This window comes from Streptomyces sp. NPDC008163 (assembly GCF_042956885.1).
Lineage (GTDB): Bacteria > Actinomycetota > Actinomycetes > Streptomycetales > Streptomycetaceae > Streptomyces > Streptomyces drozdowiczii_A.
On the sequence record NZ_JBIBHG010000014.1, the window covers coordinates 212,573 to 233,393 of the forward strand.

Here is a 20,821-nt window from a genome sequence, read left to right on the forward strand (position 1 = left end):
ATACCCATGAAAGCAGAACGTAGCAAGGCGGCGACGCTATGCGACGCAGCGAATCGTCACCGTGGCGTAAACCGTGGGTGATGCCCGGCCCCGGGAACGCCGATGCCCGGCCGGTGCGGACCGGCCGGGCGTCGTGGCTCCATCAGGGGCGGTTACAGCATGCGGTCGACCACGCGGGCGGTGGCCCGGCCGTCGTCCAGGTCGCAGAAGTCGTGCCGGAACTGCTCGTACGCCTTGGCGTGTCCGGCGATGGCCTGCTCCGGGTCCTTCAGCGCGGCGATCAGGTCGTCGGAGCCCGGGATCAGGGGCCCGGGCGCCCGCTTCTCGAAGTCGAAGCTGAAGCCGCGCAGCGTGTCGCGGTAGTGCTCCAGGTCGTACGTGTGGAAGAGCATCGGCCGCCCGGTCTGGGCGAAGTCGAACATCAGCGAGGAGTAGTCGGTGACCAGGGCGTCGCTGATGAGCATGAGTTCGCCGACGTCCGGGTAGCGCGAGACGTCCTTGACGAAGCCCGTACCGCTGTCCGGGAGCCGGTCGGTGACCATGTAGTGACGACGCACCAGGAGCACGGTGTCCTCGCCGAGTTCGCGTTCGGCGGCGGCCAGGTCGAGCTGGAGGCCGAGCGAGTAGCGCCCGCCGCCGAGGCGCTGGTCCTCGCGCCACGTCGGTGCGTACAGGACGACGCGCTTGCCGGCCGGGATGCCCAGCTTCTCGCGTACCGCCATGGCGACCTTGGCGCGGTCCGGGGCGTGGAAGATGTCGTTGCGCGGGTAGCCGCACTCCAGCACCTCGCCCTCGAAGCCGAACGAGCGGCGCAGGACCGGCGTGGAGAACGTGTTCGGCGAGACCAGGAAGTTCCACTGCTTGGCCCGCTCGGCGAGGGTCGCGATGTACCCGGCGTTCGCCTGGGCGGTGCCCGCGAGTTCGAGGCCGATGCGCTTGAGCGGGGTGCCGTGCCAGGTCTGGACCACCGTCTGGTCCTCGCGGCGCACGAACCACTCGGGCAGCTGCGTGTTGGTGATGACGTAGCGGCTGCGGGCCAGCGCCTCGTGCCAGGCGGCCGAGCCGTGCTCGACGGCGGTGGTGCCCTCGGGGACGATCGCCTGCTGGTCGCGGACGACCCAGATGTGCTCCACCTCGGTGCCCCGGCGCACCAGCTCCTCGTAGACGGCGCGCGGCGAGTCCGAGTACTGGCGGCCGTCGAAGGTGCTGTAGAGCGCGGCGGCGCGCAGCGGCTCGGAGCGCTGTGCCGCGTACGCCTCGCTCAGCAGCCTCTTGGCGCGCGGGCCGCGCTCGGCGGCGGTGAGCACGGAGCCGGAGACGACGAGGAGCTGGTCGCCGAAGCGGCGCTCCAGGGTGTAGTCGCGGCCGTCGAGCCGGCGGGTGGCGGGCAGGGTGTGGAACGCGGAGGCGGGGATCCGCAGTGCGCGGTCGCCGCTCTCGTCGGCGGCGCCCTTGTCCCGGAAGAAGAAGTACCAGTTGCCCTCGCCGAGCGGCACTGCGCCGCCCGGCCCCTCCACGGCGTCCGGCCGCAGCTCGGCGCGGAAGCGGCGGGCGCCCTCGGGTCCGGTGAAGTCGACCGGGAAGATCTGCTCCTCGCGGTGGGCGCTGTTCTGCACGACCAGCTCGACCGGGTGGGCCGGGTCCTCGGGGAAGGTGCCCTCCAGGAACAGCCGGCCGTCGTCCGTCCAGCTGGCCAGCTCGACGGCGGGCTGCACGGGGCGGTCGCCGATCACCACGTTGCCGCGCGCGCTGACGGTGAGGGCCAGCTCGCGGCGGACGCCGTCCGGCCCGTCGGCCAGCGGGTAGCGGCCGGGGTGGACCGAGCCGGGCGCGTCGAGCGACGCCTTCAGGCCCTTGCCGACCAGGTGGACGCTGTACGAGACGGTCTTCGGGGCGTCCTCGCCGGCGGGGCGGTTCTCCTCGACCGAGGCGATCGGCAGCTCGGCGGTGAAGCGGTTCCAGCCGGCACCCGCGCCGGAGCCCACGGTGACGGGGACCTCGACGGTGGTCTTGGTGGCGCCGTGCGTCAGGACCAGGGTCAGCTCGTCCTTGACCAGGCGGGCCCGGACCACGCCGGTCACCTTGACGGTGCCGGGCCGCTCGCCGGGGCCGTGGGTCTCGAAGCGGGCGTCGACGCGCTCGGAGTGCAGCACCAGCTTGTCGCCCTCGAAGGCGGGGACGATGCGGTGGTCGCCGTCGGGGCGGTGGACGGGGGGCGCGACGGACGCCTCGCGGACCGAGGGGAAGGCGCGCCGCAGCAGGCCGCCGCGGGCGATGCCCACCTGGAACTGGAAGGTGAGCTGCTTGGGGCCGTTGTCCGCCTGGATGCGGAGCTTGGAGGCGTCGACGGAGGTCTCGAAGCCGGCACGGTGGTAGTCGTGCAGGCTCTGCCGGGAGCGGGCGGTGGCCTCGGGCTCGTCGGTGCGGCGCAGCCGGAGCGGGACGACGTGGCGCCGCCCGGCGCGCAGCCAGCCGATCCGGAACTCACTGGCCCCGGAGGTGACCGGCAGGTTGCGGATGTACGCGTAGCCGCTGAGGTGCAGCTTGCCGTCGCGCCACTGGGCGTCGCGCAGCCGGGCGGCGAGCGGCAGGTCGCGGTCGGCGACACGCGCCACGGGCGCGGGCACGGGCCGGGTGAGCACGGGGTAGTGGGCCACGCGCTTGCGCATCCCGCTGACCTCGAACGCGCCGGGCTCCCGCTTCTCCTGGAGGAGCAGCGCCAGCAGCTCCTCCATGCGGTGCTCGCGCACCAGGTACCACATCACGCGCAGGCGCAGCGGCAGCCCGTCGAGCACCGCGGGGTCGACCTGGTCGATGAACTTGTTGGTGTACGTGAGGAACGCGTCCCGGTACTCCTGGTCACCGTCCGGCAGGACCTCCATGAAGTACCAGAGGTCGTTGGCCAGCGCGTGGGCCTCGTAGTGGTTCTTGTCGGCGGGGGTGCGCTTCTCCGCCAGGAACTCGGAGACGCCCTGGACGTGGGCGACGCGGTCGTGGATGCCGCGGACGACGGCCCGGCTGGTGGTGATGGAGCCGGGGCGGTCGCGCCAGTAGTAGACGGGGTCCTTGACGATGTCGACGGAGCCGGCCAGGAAGTGGGCGGGCAGCACGACGGGGATGTCCTCGTACAGCGCGCCGACCGGGAAGGCGAACTCGTGCTTGTCCCAGAAGGAGCGGCGGAAGACCTTGTTGCAGGCGATGCGGTCGCCGAGGAGGTCCAGGTCGCGCGAGACGTGGGTGCGCTTGCGCGTGGTGGCCATGGGCTTGCGGAACATCGGCGACTGCACCAGCTTGCCGCCGGCGCGCAGCCGCAGGACGTTGCCGGACGCCAGGTCCGAGCCGGTCTCCTCCAGCGATTCGACCAGCAGCTCGTAGGCGTTCGGCGGGATGATGTCGTCGCTGTCGCAGAAGGCCAGGTAGCGGCTCTCCGGGTGGGCGTTGCGGAAGCCGGTGTTACGGGCGTGCCCCAGTCCGCCGTTCTTCTGCCTGACCAGCTTGAAGCGGTCGTCGCTCGCGGCGAACTCGGCGGCCAGCGCGGCGCTGCCGTCGGTGGACCCGTCGTCGACCATCACCACCTCGAGGTCGGTCATGGTCTGCTCCGCGAGGGACTTCAGACAGTCCGTCAGGAAGAGTTCCACGTTGTAGACGGGGACAACGACACTGAGCCGTGGCGGCATGTTGAGCACGTCCGTTCATCAAGGGCCTGGCTATCCGTAGGGCTCAACCGCAGGGGCGGTCGGGGGTCACCGGTTACGGTCCCGAACGAGTGACTGCGCCTGCACCGTGCTCGCCCCGTGCACATGCTCCGGAAGGCCCGGTGGGCGGCCCGCCCACCAGATTAACCGATCGAAGGGTGACCCCTACAAGCACGCTGGCACACCCCCGCCGGCCGCCGTCAGGCGGGGTCCGCGCCGTGTGTGAGCGCCGCCACGGCGGAGGCCGCGAGGTCGTCCAGATACTCCGGGGGCAGTTCGCCCCGGACCACCGCGAGTCGCCAGTAGAGCGGGCCGACGATCAGGTCGAGGGCGCGGTCGGGGTCGCTGCCGGGCGGCAGCTCGCCGCGTGCGACGGCGTCCCGGACGACCACGGCGGCGACGCCCTGCTGCGGGTCGAGCAGGGCGGCCTTGATGGCGTCGGAGATCTCCGGGTTCCTGGCCGCCTCGACCAGCAGGTCCGGGATGACCTGGGAGGCCAGCGGGTGGCGCAGGGCGTACGCGGCCAGTTCGAGCACGGCGCGCACGTCCCCGTACAGGGAGCCGGTGGCGGGGGCGGGCATGCCCTGCGCGGCGACGGCAGAGACCAGGTCCAGGACCAGGTGCAGCTTGGACTTCCAGCGCCGATAGACGGCGGTCTTGCCGACACCGGCCCGGCGGGCGATGCCCTCGATGGACATCCGGGCGAACCCGACCGCGGCGAGCTCCGCGAACACCGCGCTGCGGATGGCGTCGGTCACGTCCTCACGCAGGACGGCGGCTCCCGCCGGGGCTCGGCGGCGGCTTCCGGGGTCGGTGGTCATGGCCGAATCATAGTCCGCGACGACGAAACGGTTGCGTTCCGACGTCGGCACGTCCTACCCTCGACGTTGCGACGATACGGTCCCGTCCCGTCGCCGGGCGCGTCTTCCCCGCCCGCACGCCGTGCCCCCGCCTGCCCGCCTCCCGTCGAAAGCGATCGTGGTGAGCCAGACAACAGCCCCGGCCCCGGTGGACAGCCCGCCGCCCCCCTCCCCGCCCGTGTACGGCTCCGGCGAGCTCGCCGCGCTGGCCGCGCGGCACGGGCTGACCGTGAGCGGGGCGCGGCCCTCGCTGCCCGCGTACGTACGGCAGCTGTGGGGCCGGCGCCACTTCATCACGGCCTTCGCCACGGCCAAACTCACCGCCCAGTACAGCCAGGCGAAGCTCGGCCAGATCTGGCAGATCATGACCCCGCTGCTCAACGCGACGGTCTACTACTTCATCTTCGGCATCCTGATGAAGACGAAGCACGGCGTGCCCGACTTCGTGCCGTTCCTGGTCACGGGCGTCTTCATCTGGACCTTCACCAGCTCCTCGATCACCGCCGGCACGCGGGCGATCAGCGGCAACATCGGCCTCGTAAGGGCGCTGCACTTCCCGCGCGCCTCGCTGCCGATCGCGCTCGCCCTGCAACAGCTCCAGCAGCTGCTGTTCTCGCTGGGCGCGCTGGTCCTGATCCTGTTCGCCTTCGGGCAGTATCCGCGGCCGGCCTGGCTGCTCGCGGTCCCCGCGCTGGCCCTGCAGGCCGTGTTCAACACCGGCATCTCGATGGTCATGGCCCGCCTGGCCGCGCGCACCCCGGACATCGCCCAGCTCACCCCGTTCGTGCTGCGCACCTGGATGTACGCCTCGGGCGTGATGTGGAGCATGGACACGATGCTGCGCGGCGACCGGGTGCCGGACTGGGTGAAGCTGGCGCTCGAACTGAACCCGGCGGCCGTCTTCATCGATCTGGTGCGCTTCGCGCTCATCGACAGCTTCGGCGCGAACCAGCTGCCCCCGCACGTCTGGGCGGTCGCGGCCGGCTGGGCCCTGGTGTGCGGCGCGGGCGGCTTCGTCTACTTCTGGAAGGCCGAGGAGAGTTACGGACGTGGCTGATCCCCTGATCCCGACGGTCGTCGTGGACGACGTCCACATCACGTACAAGGTCAACGGCGCCCGCACCGGGCGCGGCAGCGCCACCTCGGCGCTGAGCCGGATCGCCTCGCGGCGGCAGGCTCCGGGGGTGCGCGAGGTGCACGCCGTCAGGGGCGTCAGCTTCGCCGCGTACAAGGGGGAGGCGATCGGGCTGATCGGCTCCAACGGCTCGGGCAAGTCCACGCTGCTGAAGGCCATCGCGGGCCTGCTGCCCGCGTCGAAGGGCCGCGTCCACACCCACGGCCAGCCCTCGCTGCTCGGCGTCAACGCCGCGCTGATGGGCGACCTGACCGGCGAGCGCAACGTGGTGCTCGGCGGCCTCGCGATGGGCATGACGCGCGCGGAGATCCGCGAGCGCTACGACGGGATCGTGGACTTCTCCGGCATCAACGAGAAGGGCGACTTCATCACCCTGCCGATGCGCACGTACTCCTCCGGCATGGGCGCCCGCCTCCGCTTCTCGATCGCCGCCGCGAAGGACCACGACGTCCTGTTGATCGACGAGGCCCTCTCCACGGGCGACGCCCGCTTCCAGCAACGCAGCAAGACCAGAATCCGAGAACTGCGCGAACAGGCCGGCACGGTCTTCCTGGTGAGCCACCACAACAAGTCCATCACCGAAACCTGCGACCGAGCCCTGTGGCTGGAGTCGGGAACCCTCCGCATGGACGGCCCGGCGAAGGAAGTAATGGCGGAGTACGAACGCTTCACGGGGAAGCGGTAGGCAAAGAGATGCCCTGAATCGCCGGGCGGGCTCCATGGAGCCCGCCCGGCGACATGAGACCTGCCGCACTTCCCCAGCCTGTCCGGCCACATCCAGCCCGCCCGGCGATTGAGGGCATCTTTGAGCCCGCCCGGCGATTCAGGGCATCTTTTGAGCCCGCCCGGCGATTGAGGACAAAGGGGTGGGCGGCCACGGACCCGCAGCCGCCCACCCCACCCGCGGCGCAGCCTAGACGTGCGTACGAAGCAACGTCCGCATCGTCCGCATAGCCACCGACAGGTTCGCCAGATCGAACGCGTCCGACCCCTGGATCTCCTCCAGCGTCGACCGCGACCGAGCCAGAATCGCCGCGTTCTTCTCCTCCCACGCCTCGAACCGCTCCTGCGGCGACGACGCCCCGTTGCCCGCACTCAGCACATCGGCCGTCAGCGCCGCATGCGCCGCGTACAGGTCCTCGCGGATCGACGCCCGCGCCATCGACTGCCACCGGTCCGCCCGCGGCAGCTCGATGATCCGGTCCATCAGCTGCGTGATCCCCAGCCGGTCCGCGAGGTCGTAGTACACCTCGGCGACGGCCAGCGGCTCCTTGCCCGTACGGTCGGCGATCGCCACGACGTCGAGCGCGGGGAAGACCGAGGAGAAGCCGGCGACGCGCTGCGCCAGCTCGTCCGGGACGCCCGCCTCGGTCAGCTCGTCAAGGATGCCCTGGTACCACTCCTGGTCGGCGCCCTTCAGCATCTTCGGCAGCGCCGCCCAGACCTGCTCGACCCCGTCACGGAAGAAGTCGACCGTCTCGGAGATCGCCAGCGGCTGCGGCCGGTTGCCCAGCAGCCAGCGCGAGCCGCGCTCGACGAGCCGCCGCGAGTGGAGCCGGATGCGGGTCTGGACATCGGCGGCGACCTCGTTGTCGAGGGCTTCCACCGCGTCCCAGACCGAGCTGAGCCCGAAGATCTCGCGGGCCGCGAACTGCGCGCGCACGATCTCCTCGACGGAGGCGCCGGTCTCCTCCCGGAATCGGTGCAGGAAGGTCGAACCACCGCTGTTGACGGTGTCGTTGACCAGAACCGTGGTGATGATCTCGCGCCGCAGGGCATGCGCGTCGACCGCCTCGGGATAGCGCGAGCGCAGCTGCTCCGGGAAGTAGGCGTGCAGCAGCTCCTGCAGGTGCGGGTCGTCCGGCAGGCTTGTCCCGATCAGCTCCTGCGCCGCCGTGATCTTCGTGTAGGCGAGCAGCACGGCCAGCTCGGGCTGCGTGAGCCCCTTGCCGGCGTTCAGCAGCTCGCGGATCTGCCGGTCGCTGGGCAGGAACTCCAGCGCCCGGTCGAGGTAGCCGTCGCGCCCGAGCCGCCGCATGAAGCGCTGCTGGGCGTGGAGCAGAGAGGGCGCCTGGGCGACCGAGTTGGCCAGGGCCGTGTTCTGCGCGTAGTTGTTGCGCAGCACCAGGTGCCCGATCTCGTCGGTCATCTCGGCGAGCAGCTTGTTGCGCTGCTTGACGGTCATGTCGCCGTCCCGCACCAGACCGTTGAGCAGGATCTTGATGTTGACCTCGTGGTCGGAGGTGTCGACCCCGGCGCTGTTGTCGATCGCGTCGGTGTTGATCCGGCCGCCGTCCCGGGCGAACTCGATGCGGCCGAGTTGGGTGGCCCCGAGGTTGCCGCCCTCGCCGACGACCTTGGCGCGCAGGTCCGCGCCGTTGACGCGGATCGCGTCGTTGCCCTTGTCGCCGACGTCCGCGTTCGACTCGGCGGTGGACTTGATGTACGTGCCGATGCCGCCGTTCCAGAGGAGGTCGACGGGGGCCTGGAGGACGGCCTGCATCAGCTCGGCGGGCGTCATCTTGCTGACCCCGGCCTCGATGCCCAGCGCCTCGCGCATATGGGCGTTGACCGGGATGGACTTGGCGCTGCGCGGGTGGACGCCGCCGCCCGCGGAGATCAGCTCCTTGTCGTAGTCCGCCCAGGAGCTGCGCGGCAGGTCGAAGAGGCGGCGCCGCTCGGCGTAGGAGGTGGCGGCGTCCGGATTCGGGTCGATGAAGATGTGCCGGTGGTCGAACGCGGCGACGAGCCGGATGTGCTCGGAGAGCAGCATGCCGTTGCCGAAGACGTCACCGGACATGTCACCGACGCCGACGACCGTGAAGTCCTCGGTCTGGGTGTCGTGGCCGAGTTCGCGGAAGTGCCGCTTGACGGACTCCCAGGCGCCCCGGGCGGTGATGCCCATGCCCTTGTGGTCGTAACCGGCCGAACCGCCGGAGGCGAACGCGTCCCCGAGCCAGAAGCCGTACGCGACGGCGACCTCGTTGGCGATGTCGGAGAACTTCGCGGTGCCCTTGTCGGCGGCGACGACCAGGTACGTGTCGTCCTCGTCGTGCCGGACGACGTCCTTGGGCGGGACGACCTCGCCGGCCACCATGTTGTCGGTGATGTCGAGGAGCGCCGAGATGAAGGTGCGGTACGCGGCGATGCCCTCGGCCATCCAGGCGTCCCGGTCGGACGGGTCGGGCAGCTGCTTGGCGACGAAGCCGCCCTTCGCGCCCACCGGCACGATGACGGTGTTCTTCACCATCTGCGCCTTGACCAGGCCCAGGATCTCCGTACGGAAGTCCTCGCGCCGGTCCGACCAGCGCAGGCCGCCGCGGGCGACCTTGCCGAAGCGCAGGTGGACGCCCTCCACCCGGGGCGAGTAGACCCAGATCTCGAACGCCGGGCGGGGCGCGGGCAGGTCCGGGATGGACTGCGGGTCGAACTTCATCGAGACGTACGCGTGCGGCTCGCCGTCGTCCGCGTGCTGGAAGAAGTTGGTGCGCAGGGTGGCCTTGATGACAGTGAGGAAGGAGCGCAGGATGCGGTCCTCGTCGAGCGAGGCGACCTGGTCGAGGGCCCCGTCGAGCTCTTCGAGGAGCCCGTCGGTCAGCTCCGTGCCCGCGCTCTGGCGGCCCGGCGACATCCGGGCCTCGAAGAGCGAGACGAGCAGCCGGGTGGTGTGGACGTTGTTCTGGAGGGTGGACTCCATGTAGTCCTGACTGAACGTGGAACCGGCCTGGCGCAGGTACTTCGCGTAGGCGCGCAGCACCATGGCCTGGCGCCAGTCGAGCCCCGCGCTCAGCACCAGCGCGTTGAAGCCGTCGTTCTCCGCCTCGCCGGTCCACACGGCGGCGAAGGCGTCCTGGAACCGCTCGCGCGCCCCGTCGGCCAGGTAGCCGCCGTTGGCGGTGGCCTGCGGCATCCGCAGCCCGAAGTCGTAGATCCAGGCGTGCGTACGGTCGGCGCAGCGCAGCTCGTACGGGCGCTCGTCCACGACCTCGACGCCGAGCCGCTGGAGGGCCGGCAGCACGGCGGACAGCGAGACCTGCTCACCTGTGCGGTAGATCTTGAAGCGGCGCTCACCGGGGGCGGCGCCGACGGGCTCGTACAGGCTGAGGGAGAAGCTCCGCTCGTTCTCCTTGAGCGCTTCGAGGTGGACGAGGTCGGCGACGGCGGCGCGCGCCGAGTGGTCGGCCTTGTACCCCTCGGGGAAGGAGTGCCCGTACTGGCGGAGGAGTTCGGCGGCGCGCTCCTCGCCGCACTCGGCGTTCAGCGCCTCCTGGAAGCCGTCGGCCCAGGAGCGGGCGGCCTCGACCAGGCGGGCCTCGATGCGGTCGGCCTCGGCGTCGGTGAGGCTGGGCAGCTCGCTGCCGGGCGCGACGCGGACGACGAAGTGCAGCCGGGAGAGGATCGACTCGGTGTTCCAGGCCGTGAAGTCGACGCTGGTGCCGTTCAGTTCCTCCTTGAGGATGTCGATCAGCCGCAGCCGCACACCGGTGGTGTAGCGGTCGCGCGGAAGGTAGACGATCGCGGAGTAGTAGCGGCCGTACTCGTCCTGGCGCAGGTAGAGGCGCAGCCGGCGCCGCTCCTGGAGGTAGAGCACCGAGGTGACGACGGAGCGCAGCTGGTCGACGGGCGTCTGGAACAGCTCGTCGCGGGGGTAGGTCTCCAGGATCTGGAGCAGGTCGCGGCCGTCGTGGCTGTTGGGCGTGAACCCGGCGCCCTCCAGCACCTCGGCGACCTTGCGGCGGATCACGGGGACCCGGCGCACGGACTCGGTGTAGGCGGCGGACGAGAAGAGGCCGAGGAAGCGGCGCTCTCCGATGACGTTGCCGTCGGCGTCGAACTTCTTCACGCCGACGTAGTCGAGGTAGCTGGGGCGGTGCACGGTCGCCCGGCTGTTGGCCTTGGTCAGGACGAGGAGCTTGTGCTCACGGGCCTTGGCGCGGGCGTCGGCGGGCAGCCGGTCGAAGGACGGGCTGACGGGGTGCGCCTCGTCCTCGGTGTGGTGCGGGTCGGAGCGCAGGATGCCGAGTCCGGTGCCGGGGACGGCGGCCAGCGAGTCGGAGTCCCGCAGCTCGTACTCGCGGTAGCCGAGGAACGTGAAGTGGTCGGCGGCGAGCCAGCGCAGCAGCTCCCTGGCCTCGTTGATCTCGTCGTCGGCGAGGTCGTCCAGCGGTTCGCCGGGCAGGTCGTCGGCGATGCGGAGCGCCGCACCCCGCATCTTCTCCCAGTCCTCGACGGTCTCCCGTACGTCGGACAGGACGCGCAGCAGGTCGACCTGGATCTGCTTGAGGTCCTCGCGGTCGGTCTCCCGGTCGATCTCGACGTGGATCCAGGACTCCACGAGGGCGTCGTGCGGCAAGCCGTCCTTGGCGTCCTTGGGGCCCTTGCCGCCGTTCCGGCGGGTGCCGTCGGTCAGGACCTCGACCAGCTTGCCGGTGACATCGCGGCGGACGACGACCTGCGGGTGGATGACGACGTGGATGCCGCGGCCCTGGCGGGAGAGCTCGTTGGTGACGGAGTCGACCAGGAACGGCATGTCGTCGGTGACGACCTCGACCACGGAGTGGCTGCACGTCCAGCCGTTCTCCTCGACGGTCGGGGTGTGCACCCGGACGTTCGCCTTGCCCTGGGGGCGCTCCTCGGCCAGCCGGTAATGGGAGGAGGCGGCACCGAAGACGTCGATCGGGTCCCGGCCCACGATGTCCTCGGGGGCGGTGTGCAGGTAGTAGCGCTGGAGGTAGGAGAGCAGGACGTCGTGGCGGGATCGCTCCTGCCCGGCCGCCGAGCCGTCGGCCCCGGCGGCCGCGACGTGCACCCGGGGGGCACCGCCCGGCCCGCCGACACCACCGCCCGGGCTGTTGTCAGCTACCTTGGCGGCCCGTGCGAGCAGCTCGGCCTTGGCTTCGTCCAGCTTGGTCTGCATGTCCTCTGGCTCCTGTCGCGCGCCGTTGCGTGACGTAGGTGAAAAGGTCGGCGTAACGCCACGACGCGGGGTTTCCGGTCGGGGTCGACGCTATGCCGCGATGAGAGACCGCCGGGACCGTATCGGCCGTTTCCAGCGGCCGGTCCGGGCGGGAGGGATCAGCCGAGGCAGCCCGGGCACGGTGGCGCTCCGGGCGCGGGCCGGGGGCTTCGCTGCCCCCGAGGCATATCGCGCTGATCACGGGACCAGGCTATCTCGCCCGCACCGGTGACCGTCACGATCCGGATGTGTACAAAAGAAGGCCGCGAAATTTGACACTCTGGACAGCGCGGACGCCTCGTCCGGAAAACTCCCCCGCTACGGGGCGCTGCCCGACGAGCGCGACCGGCTACCGGGTCAGCTGCTCGGCGAGCGCGATGGCCTCGGTCAGCGTGTCCACGACGGGCACACCGGCCTTCTCCAGGCTTGCACGGCTGTGCGAACCGCCCGTGTAGAGGACGGCCTTTGCGCCGGCGTGCGCGGCGGCCACGGCGTCGTCCACGGCGTCACCTATGACGACCGTGCGCTGCGGGGATATCCCGTCCATGGCGGCGAGATGCCGCCGCATGTACTCGGACTTGCTGCCACCGGACGGACCGGTGCGTCCGTCCACGCGTACGAAGTGCCGCTCGATGCCGAATCCGCGCACGACGGGGACCAGCTCTTCGTGCCGGTACATGCTCATGATCGACTGGCTGTGCCCGGTCAGCTGCCACCGGGCCAGCAGCTCGGCGGCCCCGGCGGTCAGCCCGCAGGCGTCACGCTGCTCGGTGTAGTGGCGGTGGAAGACCCCGTCCATCCGCTCCCACTCGGCGTCGGTGGGGAGCCGGCCCATCAGCCGCTCGTAGAACCGCGGTATCGGGATGCAGTACATCTCCCGGTACTGCTCGACGGTGATCGGCGCCAGGCCGACCTCGCCGAAGGCGGCGTTGGTCGCGCCGACGACGGCGGTGTTGTCGTCGAGCAGTGTGCCGTTCCAGTCCCAGACCAGATGCGTGCGGTGCTGTTCCCCCGGTGCGATCCCCATGCCGGAAACGGTACTCGCCCCCACTGACAACGACCCCGCCTACCCGATCAGGCCGGGGATCTCCTGCACCCCGAACCACAGCAGCTCGTGGTCCTCGGCGCCGTCGACGGTGAACTGCGCGTCGTCGTCCCCGAGGTCCGCCGCCCCCAGCGCGGCCGCGGCGGCGGTGACGTCCTCGTCCGCGTCGTCGGAGTCGACGTGCACCGCGGCGGCCTTGGCGAGCGGGACGGCGGAGGCGATCGTGACCTCGCCGAGCGAGGAGGCGTCCAGGATGTGGTCCGGGTCGGCGACCGCGTCCCCGTCGGCCACGTCGACGGCGACGACGACGCGGCGCCGGGCTGCCTGCGGGTCCCCGGCGACCAGCCGCAGCGAGGCGGAGGCGGCCCGGTTGAGGGCCGCGTACTCCAGCTCCTCGATGTCGTCGGAGACGTACCACTCGCGCAATGCCGGGGTGACGGCGTAGGCGGTGAGCGGACCGGGCCCCAGCTCACCGCCCCGGTGCGCGGCGGCGAGCCCGGCGAGGGTCAGGGGTACGTACACGCGCATGGGCTCGGCCGCTTTCGTAGTCGGAGACGCCCTCAGGATACGTGCGAGGTCCCCCTTTGGGGTTACGCGTACGCCCAGGCCCCCGTCCACCTCACGCCACCCGCTCACCCTGCCCACCCCGTCCCCAGCACGCCCCGCCGACCTGCCCGCCACCCGGACAGGTGAATCCCGCCGCACCTCATCCCCCCTCCCCGACACTTGCGACAAATCCGACTCCCCCGTAGAAGATCACCAACAGAAGTTACCGCTCGGTAAATCCGGGCCTCTGGAGCACGGGGGCGACAGATGACCACGAACAGGACCCGGCCCGCAGGACGCCAGGACACCCGCAGGCCCGAAGCCGTACCCGCCCAGCGCCACCGCGTCCCGAGGCGCATGCGCCCCCACCACTGGTTCGCGGAACGCCTGCTGGCGGTCCTGAGCGGCCAGCGCCCGGTCCACTGGATGCTGGGCCACACGATCGGCGACGCCTACGACCAGCTGGCGGAACTGGCCCCCACGACGCCCCTGCGCACCCGAGGCACCCGCCCGGTCATCCGCATGTGCCGAGGCGCCCAGCCGGCCCCCGGCGTGGTGGAGGCATGCGCGAGCATCGCCGCGGGCGAGCAGGTCCGGGCCATGGCCTTCCGCCTGGAACAGGGCCCGGACCTCCGCTGGCGCTGCGCGGCGGTGGAACTGGGCAACACCCCGATGCGGACACGGTGAGGCGACGGCCTGAGCGGCCCAGAGGACCGCCGGCGCCCCGACGTGCGTTGCCGGCCAGGAGGCCCGTACAGAGCCGCACAGACCCCCGTACGGGCCTCCCCCGGCCCCAGCGCGCGCCTCCCGGCCCAGCCGGCGTTCGAGGCGCGGGGGCCCGGGGCAGACCCCCGACCACCCCAGCGCACACCCCAGCCCCTCCGGCACTTGAGGCACGGGGCACGGGGCGGAGCCCCGGTTTCGGGAAGGGGCGGGTGGGGGACAAGGCCCGCCGCAGGCGCCCCCACCGCACCGCGCACCCCCAAAACCGGCTGGGCCGGACACCACCCGGTGCCCGGCCAGCCACAACCCAACGTCAGCGCAAGCTACTTCTTACGCCGCCGCCCCCCGGAAGACTTCTGCGCCTTGCGCCGCTCCGCACGGGTAAGCCCGTCCGACTCCGGCCCGGCACCGACCCCGGCACCGTCCCCGTTCGCGAAGTCGCCCTCGACCACCCCGCCCTCCCCGTCCACCGTGGGAGCGGAGAAGTGCAGCCGATCCGGCCGCTGCGGAGCGTCCAGCCCCTTCGCCCGGATCTCCGGCCGCGAGGCCGGCACCGCGTCCTCCTTGGACAGCGAGGTCGCCGCGTCCTCGACCGGCACCTCCTCGACCTGCTGCTCGACCTGGACCTCCAGGTTGAACAGGTAGCCGACGGACTCCTCCTTGATGCCCTCCATCATGGCGTTGAACATGTCGAAGCCCTCGCGCTGGTACTCGACCAGCGGGTCCTTCTGCGCCATGGCCCGCAGGCCGATGCCCTCCTGGAGGTAGTCCATCTCGTAGAGGTGCTCACGCCACTTGCGGTCCAGGACCGACAGCACCACGCGCCGCTCCAGCTCACGCATGATCTCGGAGCCGAGCGTCTTCTCCCGCTCGTCGTACTGCTCGTGGATGTCTTCCTTGACCGACTCGGCGATGAACTCCGCCGTGACCCCGGCCAGGTCCCCCGCCGTCTCCTCCAGCTCGGCGACGGTGACCTTCACCGGGTAGAGCTGCTTGAACGCGCCCCACAGCCGGTCGAGGTCCCACTCCTCGGCGAAGCCCTCCGCCGTCTCCTGGCGGATGTAGTCGTCGATCGTGTCGTCCATGAAGTGGCGGATCTGCTCCTGGAGGTCCTCGCCCTCCAGGACCCGGCGCCGCTCGCCGTAGATGACCTCGCGCTGCCGGTTGAGCACCTCGTCGTACTTCAGGACGTTCTTGCGCGTCTCGAAGTTCTGCTGCTCGACCTGGGACTGCGCGGACGCGATCGCCCGGGTCACCATCTTGTTCTCGATCGGCACGTCGTCCGGCACGTTGGCCATCGACATGACGCGCTCGACCATCTGCGCCTTGAACAGCCGCATCAGGTCGTCGCCGAGCGACAGGTAGAAGCGGGACTCGCCCGGGTCGCCCTGACGGCCGGAACGACCGCGCAGCTGGTTGTCGATACGGCGCGACTCGTGGCGCTCGGTGCCCAGCACGTACAGCCCGCCGAGGTCCTTGACCTCCTCGAACTCCGCCCGCACGGACTCCTCGGCCTTCTCCAGCGCGGCGGGAAGGGCGGCCGCCCACTCCTCGACGTGCTCGACGGGGTCGAGCCCGCGCTGCCGCAGCTCCGCCTCGGCCAGGTCGTCCGGGTTGCCGCCGAGCTTGATGTCGGTGCCTCGTCCGGCCATGTTCGTCGCGACGGTCACCGCGCCCTTGCGGCCGGCCTGGGCGACGATCGTCGCCTCCCGGTCGTGCTGCTTGGCGTTGAGCACCTCGTGCTGGACACCGCGCTTGGAGAGCTGCTGCGAGAGGTACTCCGACTTCTCGACGGAGGTGGTGCCGACGAGGATCGGCTGCCCCTTCTCGTGCTTCTCCGCGATGTCGTCCACGACGGCGGCGAACTTCGCCACCTCGGTGCGGTAGATCAGGTCCGACTGGTCGACGCGCTGCATCGGCCGGTTCGTCGGGATCGGCACCACACCGAGCTTGTAGATCTGGTGGAACTCGGCGGCCTCGGTCATCGCCGTACCGGTCATGCCGGAGAGCTTGCCGTAGAGGCGGAAGAAGTTCTGCAGGGTGATCGTGGCGAGCGTCTGGTTCTCGTCCTTGATGTCCACCCCTTCCTTCGCCTCGATCGCCTGGTGCATGCCCTCGTTGTAGCGGCGGCCGGCGAGGATACGGCCGGTGTGCTCGTCGACGATCATGACTTCGCCGTCGATGACGACGTAGTCCTTGTCCTTCTTGAAGAGTTCCTTGGCCTTGATGGCGTTGTTGAGGTACCCGACGAGGGGGGTGTTCACCGACTCGTACAGGTTCTCGATGCCGAGCCAGTCCTCGACCTTGGAGACACCGGACTCGTGGATCGCCACGGTCCGCTTCTTCTCGTCGACCTCGTAGTCGCCGGTCTCCTCGATGCCCTTGAGCGGGTTGCCCGCCTCACCCTTGGTGAGGCGCGTGACCAGCTTGGCGAAGTCGCCGTACCACTTGGTGGCCTGGTCGGCCGGACCGGAGATGATCAGCGGGGTACGGGCCTCGTCCACCAGGATCGAGTCGACCTCGTCCACGATCGCGAAGTTGTGGCCGCGCTGGACCAGCTCGTCCTTCGACCACGCCATGTTGTCGCGGAGGTAGTCGAAGCCGAACTCGTTGTTCGTGCCGTACGTGATGTCGCAGGCGTACTGCTCACGGCGCTGGGCCGGAGTCATGTTCGCGATGATGCAGCCGACGCTGAGGCCGAGGAACTTGTGGACCCGGCCCATCATCTCGGAGTCACGCGAGGCCAGGTAGTCGTTCACCGTGATCAGGTGGACGCCGTCGCCGGACAGGGCGTTCAGATACGCGGGCAGCGTGCCGACGAGGGTCTTGCCCTCACCGGTCTTCATCTCGGCCACATAGCCGAGGTGCAGCGCGGCGCCGCCCATGATCTGGACGTCGTAGTGGCGCTGGCCGAGGACGCGCTTGGCCGCCTCGCGGACGGTGGCGAACGCCTCGGGAAGCAGGTCGTCCAGGCTCTCGCCGTCCGCGTACCGTTCCTTGTACTCGTCGGTGAGCGCCCGCAGCTCGGCGTCGGAGAGGTTGACGAAGTCCTCTTCGATGGAGCTGACCTGGTCCGCGATGCGGTGCAGTTTGCGCAGGATCTTGCCTTCGCCTGCACGCATGAGCTTGTTGAAGACGGACACTGAGGCTGGTCTCCTTGCCGGTCGGGCCTGGGCACTGGGTCGTGTGATGGACTCGGGCACGGGCACGGCAGGTGGGCCCCACCGCAACGGTCATCGTAAGCGAGGACCCCGCCGCGCCGGGAGGGCTGCCACCGCGTTCTCCCCGCGGTGCCCTTCAGAGTCAACGGATGAAGGGCACCGAAGGTGCCGGGGAATCACGAAAAGTACTCGCGCCCTCACCGGCACCTCACCAGAATCCCTTCATGGAAGCCATCGAACCGCTCACCCTCACCACCGACCGCCTGCTGCTGCGACCCTTCGGCCCCGACGACACCGACACGGTGTACGAGGCGTGCCAGGACCCGGACATCCAGCGCTGGACGGTCGTCCCCTCGCCGTACACGCGCACCGACGCGGAGTTCTTCACGGAACGCCTCTCGCCCGAGGGCTGGCGGGACGGCTCGATGTACAACTTCGCCGTGGTGCCCCGTGAGGGCGGCCCCCTGATAGGCGCGCTCGGCATCAACCGCCGCACCGGCCCCGGCCTGTACGAGGTCGGCTTCTGGACCGCGAGGGAACAGCGCGGCCGTGGCTTCATGACCGAGGCCGTGCTGTGCGCCGCCCGGTGGTCCTTCACCGCGCTCGGCTGCGACCGGCTGGAGTGGAAGGCCGAGACCGGCAACCTCCCGTCGCGGGCCGTCGCGCTGCGCGCGGGCTTCCGCATGGAGGGAGAGCAGCGCTCGGGGCTGCTGAACAAGGGCGTACGCCGCGACGCGTGGATGGGCGCGCTGCTCCCCTGCGACCTGGGTCTGCCGGGGACCGCCGCCTACGTACCGCCGAGCGGTGTCAGTGCCGCCCCCTAGAGTGCGGAGCATGACGTCTGTGCAGCACCCCGCAGTCGAACTCTCCGCCGACCAGGCCCGCAGGATAGCCCTGAGGGCCCAGGGCTTCCTGGGCGCACCGGACCGCAGGTCGGGGGTGCCCGGGGTGCTGCGCCACCTCGGCGCCGTACAACTGGACACGATCTCGGTGCTGGCCCGCTCGCACGAGCTGATCCCTTACGCGCGCCTGGGCGCGATCGGGCGGCGCACCGTCGAGGAGGCGTACTGGTCGGGCGGCCGCGCCTTCGAGTACTGGTCGCACGCCGCGTGCATCCTGCCCGTCGAGGAGTGGCCGCACTTCGCGTTCCGCCGGCGCGCCTACCGGGCCCGGCCGCAGTGGTCCCACGACCTGCCGGACGGCGCGTACGACACCGTCATCAAGCAGCTGACCGCCGAGGGCCCGCTGACGGCGACGGAGCTGGGCGGCGCGAAGAACGGCGGGGAGTGGTGGGACTGGTCCGCCTCGAAGGTGGCCGTCGAACGGGCCCTGATGTACGGCGAGGTGGTGTGCACCGAGCGGCGCGGCTGGAAGCGGGTCTACGACCTCGCGGAGCGTGCCCTGCCCGACACCGTGCTCCACGACGACCTGGACGACGCGGAGTGCCTGCGCCGCCTCGTCGCGCTCGCCGGGCAGTCGCTGGGCGTGGGCACCCGGGCGGACATCGCCGACTACCACCGCCTCAAGGGCGAGCAGTTCGACGCCGTGGTGGCGGATTCCGGGCTGGTGCCGGTGGCCGTGGAGGGCTGGTCGAAGCCGGCCTGGGCGGACCCGGCGGCGCTGGCGTCCGAGCCCCGGGGCCGGCACCGGACGACGCTGCTGTCGCCGTTCGACTCCCTGGTCTGGGAGCGGGCGCGGACCGAGCGGATCTTCGGTTTCACCCACCGCCTTGAGGCGTACGTGCCCAAGCAGAAGCGGGTGCACGGCTATTTCGCGATGCCGCTGCTGGCCGGCGGACGGCTCCAGGGCCGGGTCGACCCGGCCCGCGACGGGACGACGCTGATCGCCCGGCAGGTGTCTCTGGCGGGCGCGAAGGCCGTGGCGCCGATGGCTCAGGCCCTGGTGGAGGCGGCCTCCTGGGTCGGCTGCACGGACGTCCGGCTGGAGCGGGTGGAGGCTCCGGAGCTGCGCGGACCGCTCGCGGCGGAGATCGCCCGCCTGCTGGCCTGACCGCGTCCGGTGGGCCGGCCGTCGCGCCGGCTCACCGGATCTCCAGGATCTTCTCCCGCATGGCGTAGACGACCGCTTCCATCCGGGAGTGCAGCTGGAGCTTCTCCAGAATGTTGCGGACGTGGTTCTTCACGGTGTTCTCGGAAATGAACAGTTGCTTCGCGATATCGCGATTGTTCATACCGGTCGCGACCAGTTTGAGGACTTCCAGTTCCCGTTCGGTCAGCCGGGGCGCCGGTACCAGCCGGCGTTCGTCGGTGCGCTGGATCATCGACTTGAACTCGGTGAGCAGTTTCGATGCCATGGACGGGCTGATCTGGGACTGCCCGTCGGCGACCGCGCGAATCGCGGTGGACACCTCGTCCGTGGAGATCTCCTTGAGGAGATATCCGGTGGCCCCGGCCTTGATCGCCTCGTAGAGATCGGCTTCCTCGTCGCTGATCGTCAGCATGATGATCTTCGCGCTGGGGGCCACTTCCTTGATGGACGTGCAGGCTTCGATTCCGCCCCGCCGGGGCATCCGCACATCCATCAGCACGATGTCCGGGAGCAGGTCGGCCGCCTTGTCGACGGCCTCGGCGCCGTCCCCGGCCTCGCCGACGACCTCGATGTCCTCCTCGTGCGCGAGGACGATCTCCAGACCTCTGCGGAAGAGCGCGTGGTCGTCCACTACCAGGACCCGGATGGGCTCCTTGCGGTAGCCGCCGTCCCGGTCCGCACCGCCGAGGTCCCGTGCGGCGTCGTCGGCATCACTCGCATCGCGCACGGGCCCGAAGGTGTCCGCCATCGTTCCTCCCCCTGAAGGCCACGGCCTGAAATTCACGAACGGTCCGCCAACGGCAGTTCACAGAGCACCGATTGGCTTGGGTCGCCATGATTTCATGCCGGGACGGCAGTGCGGTGATGACTTGGTGACAGACGGGTGCCCCTGGGGGCGTGCGGACGCTCCAGGGGCACCACTCGATGGTGGCGTCAGCCTCCGAGTGCGCCGCCCGCGCCGCCCGCCTCGTCGGTGGCCAGCGGGTCGGTCCTCAGGTGGATGACACCGTAGTCGTAGGCGTGCCGCCGGTAGACGACACTGGGTTCCTTCGTCTCGTTGTCCACGAACAGATAGAAGTCGTGTCCGACCAGTTCCATCTCGTAGAGAGCCTGGTCGAGCGACATGGGCGCCGCGACGTGCGTCTTCTCGCGCATCACCAGCGGTCCTTCGCCCTGCACCTCGAGCGAACCGACCCTGGTGGTGGGTACGGACTGTGCCGTCTCGTCGGGAATCAGCTCGCCGTCACCGTTGAAGGATGCCGCGTCCGGCACCATCTCTCCGACCTCGGCAGCGGGAATGCGTCCCGAACCCCGGCGGCTGTAGCGCTTATCGTGCTGCTTGCGCAGCCGGGCCTCCAGCTTGCCGGTGGCCAGGTCCAGCGCTGCGTACGGGTCGCCTGCGGCCGCTTCTGCCCTGATGACCGGTCCACGCGAGCGGAGCGTGATCTCCACCCGGTCGGAGCGGTCTGCCTGACGAGGATTCGGCTCCTTGGACACCTCCACGTCGAGGCTGATCACTTTGCCGTCGAACTTCTGGATCTTGTCCAGCTTCAGCTTCTCGGCCACGTGCTTGCGGAACCGCTCGGGCACCTCGGTCTTGCGGCCCTTGACGACGATGTCCACGCAGAACTCCGTTCCCGGATCGCTCCGC

13 protein-coding genes are annotated in these 20,821 nt (G+C 70.4%); 5 read left to right on the plus strand and 8 right to left on the minus strand.

The window, feature by feature from the left end; translation table 11 throughout:
- Window positions 1-152: 152 nt before the first annotated feature.
- A complete protein-coding gene (locus ACFZAT_RS28385; RefSeq protein WP_391268378.1) occupies window positions 153-3,686 on the minus strand; it encodes a CDP-glycerol glycerophosphotransferase family protein in 3,534 nt (1,177 codons plus the stop codon).
- Window positions 3,687-3,895: 209 nt separating this feature from the next.
- The gene (locus tag ACFZAT_RS28390; protein ID WP_391268379.1) at window positions 3,896-4,516 is read right to left on the minus strand and encodes a TetR/AcrR family transcriptional regulator C-terminal ligand-binding domain-containing protein; all 621 of its coding nucleotides are present in this window, start codon (window positions 4,514-4,516) and stop codon (window positions 3,896-3,898) included.
- Window positions 4,517-4,673: 157 nt separating this feature from the next.
- Here ACFZAT_RS28390 and ACFZAT_RS28395 point away from each other — a divergent pair, with 157 nt between their 5' ends.
- Both ACFZAT_RS28395 and ACFZAT_RS28400 read left to right on the plus strand, forming a co-directional pair.
- Window positions 4,674-5,612: an ABC transporter permease gene (locus ACFZAT_RS28395; protein WP_391268380.1), complete on the plus strand. Its 939-nt coding sequence runs from the start codon at window positions 4,674-4,676 to the stop codon at window positions 5,610-5,612.
- Complete coding sequence (locus ACFZAT_RS28400) at window positions 5,605-6,375, plus strand: ATP-binding cassette domain-containing protein (RefSeq protein ID WP_391268381.1); 771 nt, start codon at window positions 5,605-5,607, stop codon at window positions 6,373-6,375. The genes ACFZAT_RS28395 and ACFZAT_RS28400 overlap by 8 nt, the downstream gene beginning before the upstream one ends.
- A 228-nt stretch (window positions 6,376-6,603) precedes the next feature.
- Here the strand turns inward: ACFZAT_RS28400 and ACFZAT_RS28405 are convergent, their stop codons facing one another.
- From ACFZAT_RS28405 to ACFZAT_RS28415, 3 genes are all read right to left on the minus strand, one after another.
- Window positions 6,604-11,607 carry an NAD-glutamate dehydrogenase domain-containing protein gene (locus ACFZAT_RS28405; protein WP_391268382.1) on the minus strand — a complete coding sequence of 1,668 codons (5,004 nt, stop codon included), beginning with the start codon at window positions 11,605-11,607 and terminating at the stop codon, window positions 6,604-6,606.
- 388 nt (window positions 11,608-11,995) lie between these two features.
- Window positions 11,996-12,673 carry an HAD family hydrolase gene (locus ACFZAT_RS28410; RefSeq protein ID WP_265544104.1) on the minus strand — a complete coding sequence of 226 codons (678 nt, stop codon included), beginning with the start codon at window positions 12,671-12,673 and terminating at the stop codon, window positions 11,996-11,998.
- Between the two features lie 39 nt (window positions 12,674-12,712).
- A complete protein-coding gene (locus ACFZAT_RS28415) occupies window positions 12,713-13,219 on the minus strand; it encodes a DUF6912 family protein (RefSeq protein WP_391268383.1) in 507 nt (168 codons plus the stop codon).
- A 285-nt stretch (window positions 13,220-13,504) separates the two neighbouring features.
- Here ACFZAT_RS28415 and ACFZAT_RS28420 point away from each other — a divergent pair, with 285 nt between their 5' ends.
- Window positions 13,505-13,924 (plus strand): Rv3235 family protein, encoded by a 420-nt coding sequence (locus tag ACFZAT_RS28420; protein WP_391268384.1) that lies wholly within the window; start codon window positions 13,505-13,507, stop codon window positions 13,922-13,924.
- Window positions 13,925-14,283: 359 nt separating this feature from the next.
- Here ACFZAT_RS28420 and secA read toward each other — a convergent pair whose 3' ends face one another.
- Window positions 14,284-17,103 (minus strand): preprotein translocase subunit SecA, encoded by a 2,820-nt coding sequence (secA, locus tag ACFZAT_RS28425; protein ID WP_391268385.1) that lies wholly within the window; start codon window positions 17,101-17,103, stop codon window positions 14,284-14,286.
- Between the two features lie 251 nt (window positions 17,104-17,354).
- Between secA and ACFZAT_RS28430 the strand changes: the two genes are divergently transcribed.
- Window positions 17,355-17,945 carry a GNAT family N-acetyltransferase gene (locus tag ACFZAT_RS28430; protein ID WP_391268411.1) on the plus strand — a complete coding sequence of 197 codons (591 nt, stop codon included), beginning with the start codon at window positions 17,355-17,357 and terminating at the stop codon, window positions 17,943-17,945.
- Between the two features lie 10 nt (window positions 17,946-17,955).
- Window positions 17,956-19,131, plus strand: coding sequence for a DNA glycosylase AlkZ-like family protein (locus ACFZAT_RS28435; RefSeq protein ID WP_391268386.1), 1,176 nt, complete (start codon window positions 17,956-17,958; stop codon window positions 19,129-19,131).
- 31 nt (window positions 19,132-19,162) lie between these two features.
- Here ACFZAT_RS28435 and ACFZAT_RS28440 read toward each other — a convergent pair whose 3' ends face one another.
- Window positions 19,163-19,918 (minus strand): response regulator transcription factor, encoded by a 756-nt coding sequence (locus tag ACFZAT_RS28440; protein ID WP_073964925.1) that lies wholly within the window; start codon window positions 19,916-19,918, stop codon window positions 19,163-19,165.
- Window positions 19,919-20,103: 185 nt separating this feature from the next.
- Entirely contained in the window at window positions 20,104-20,793 is a 690-nt protein-coding gene (gene hpf, locus ACFZAT_RS28445; protein WP_391268387.1) for a ribosome hibernation-promoting factor, HPF/YfiA family, read from the minus strand.
- Window positions 20,794-20,821: the final 28 nt, after the last annotated feature.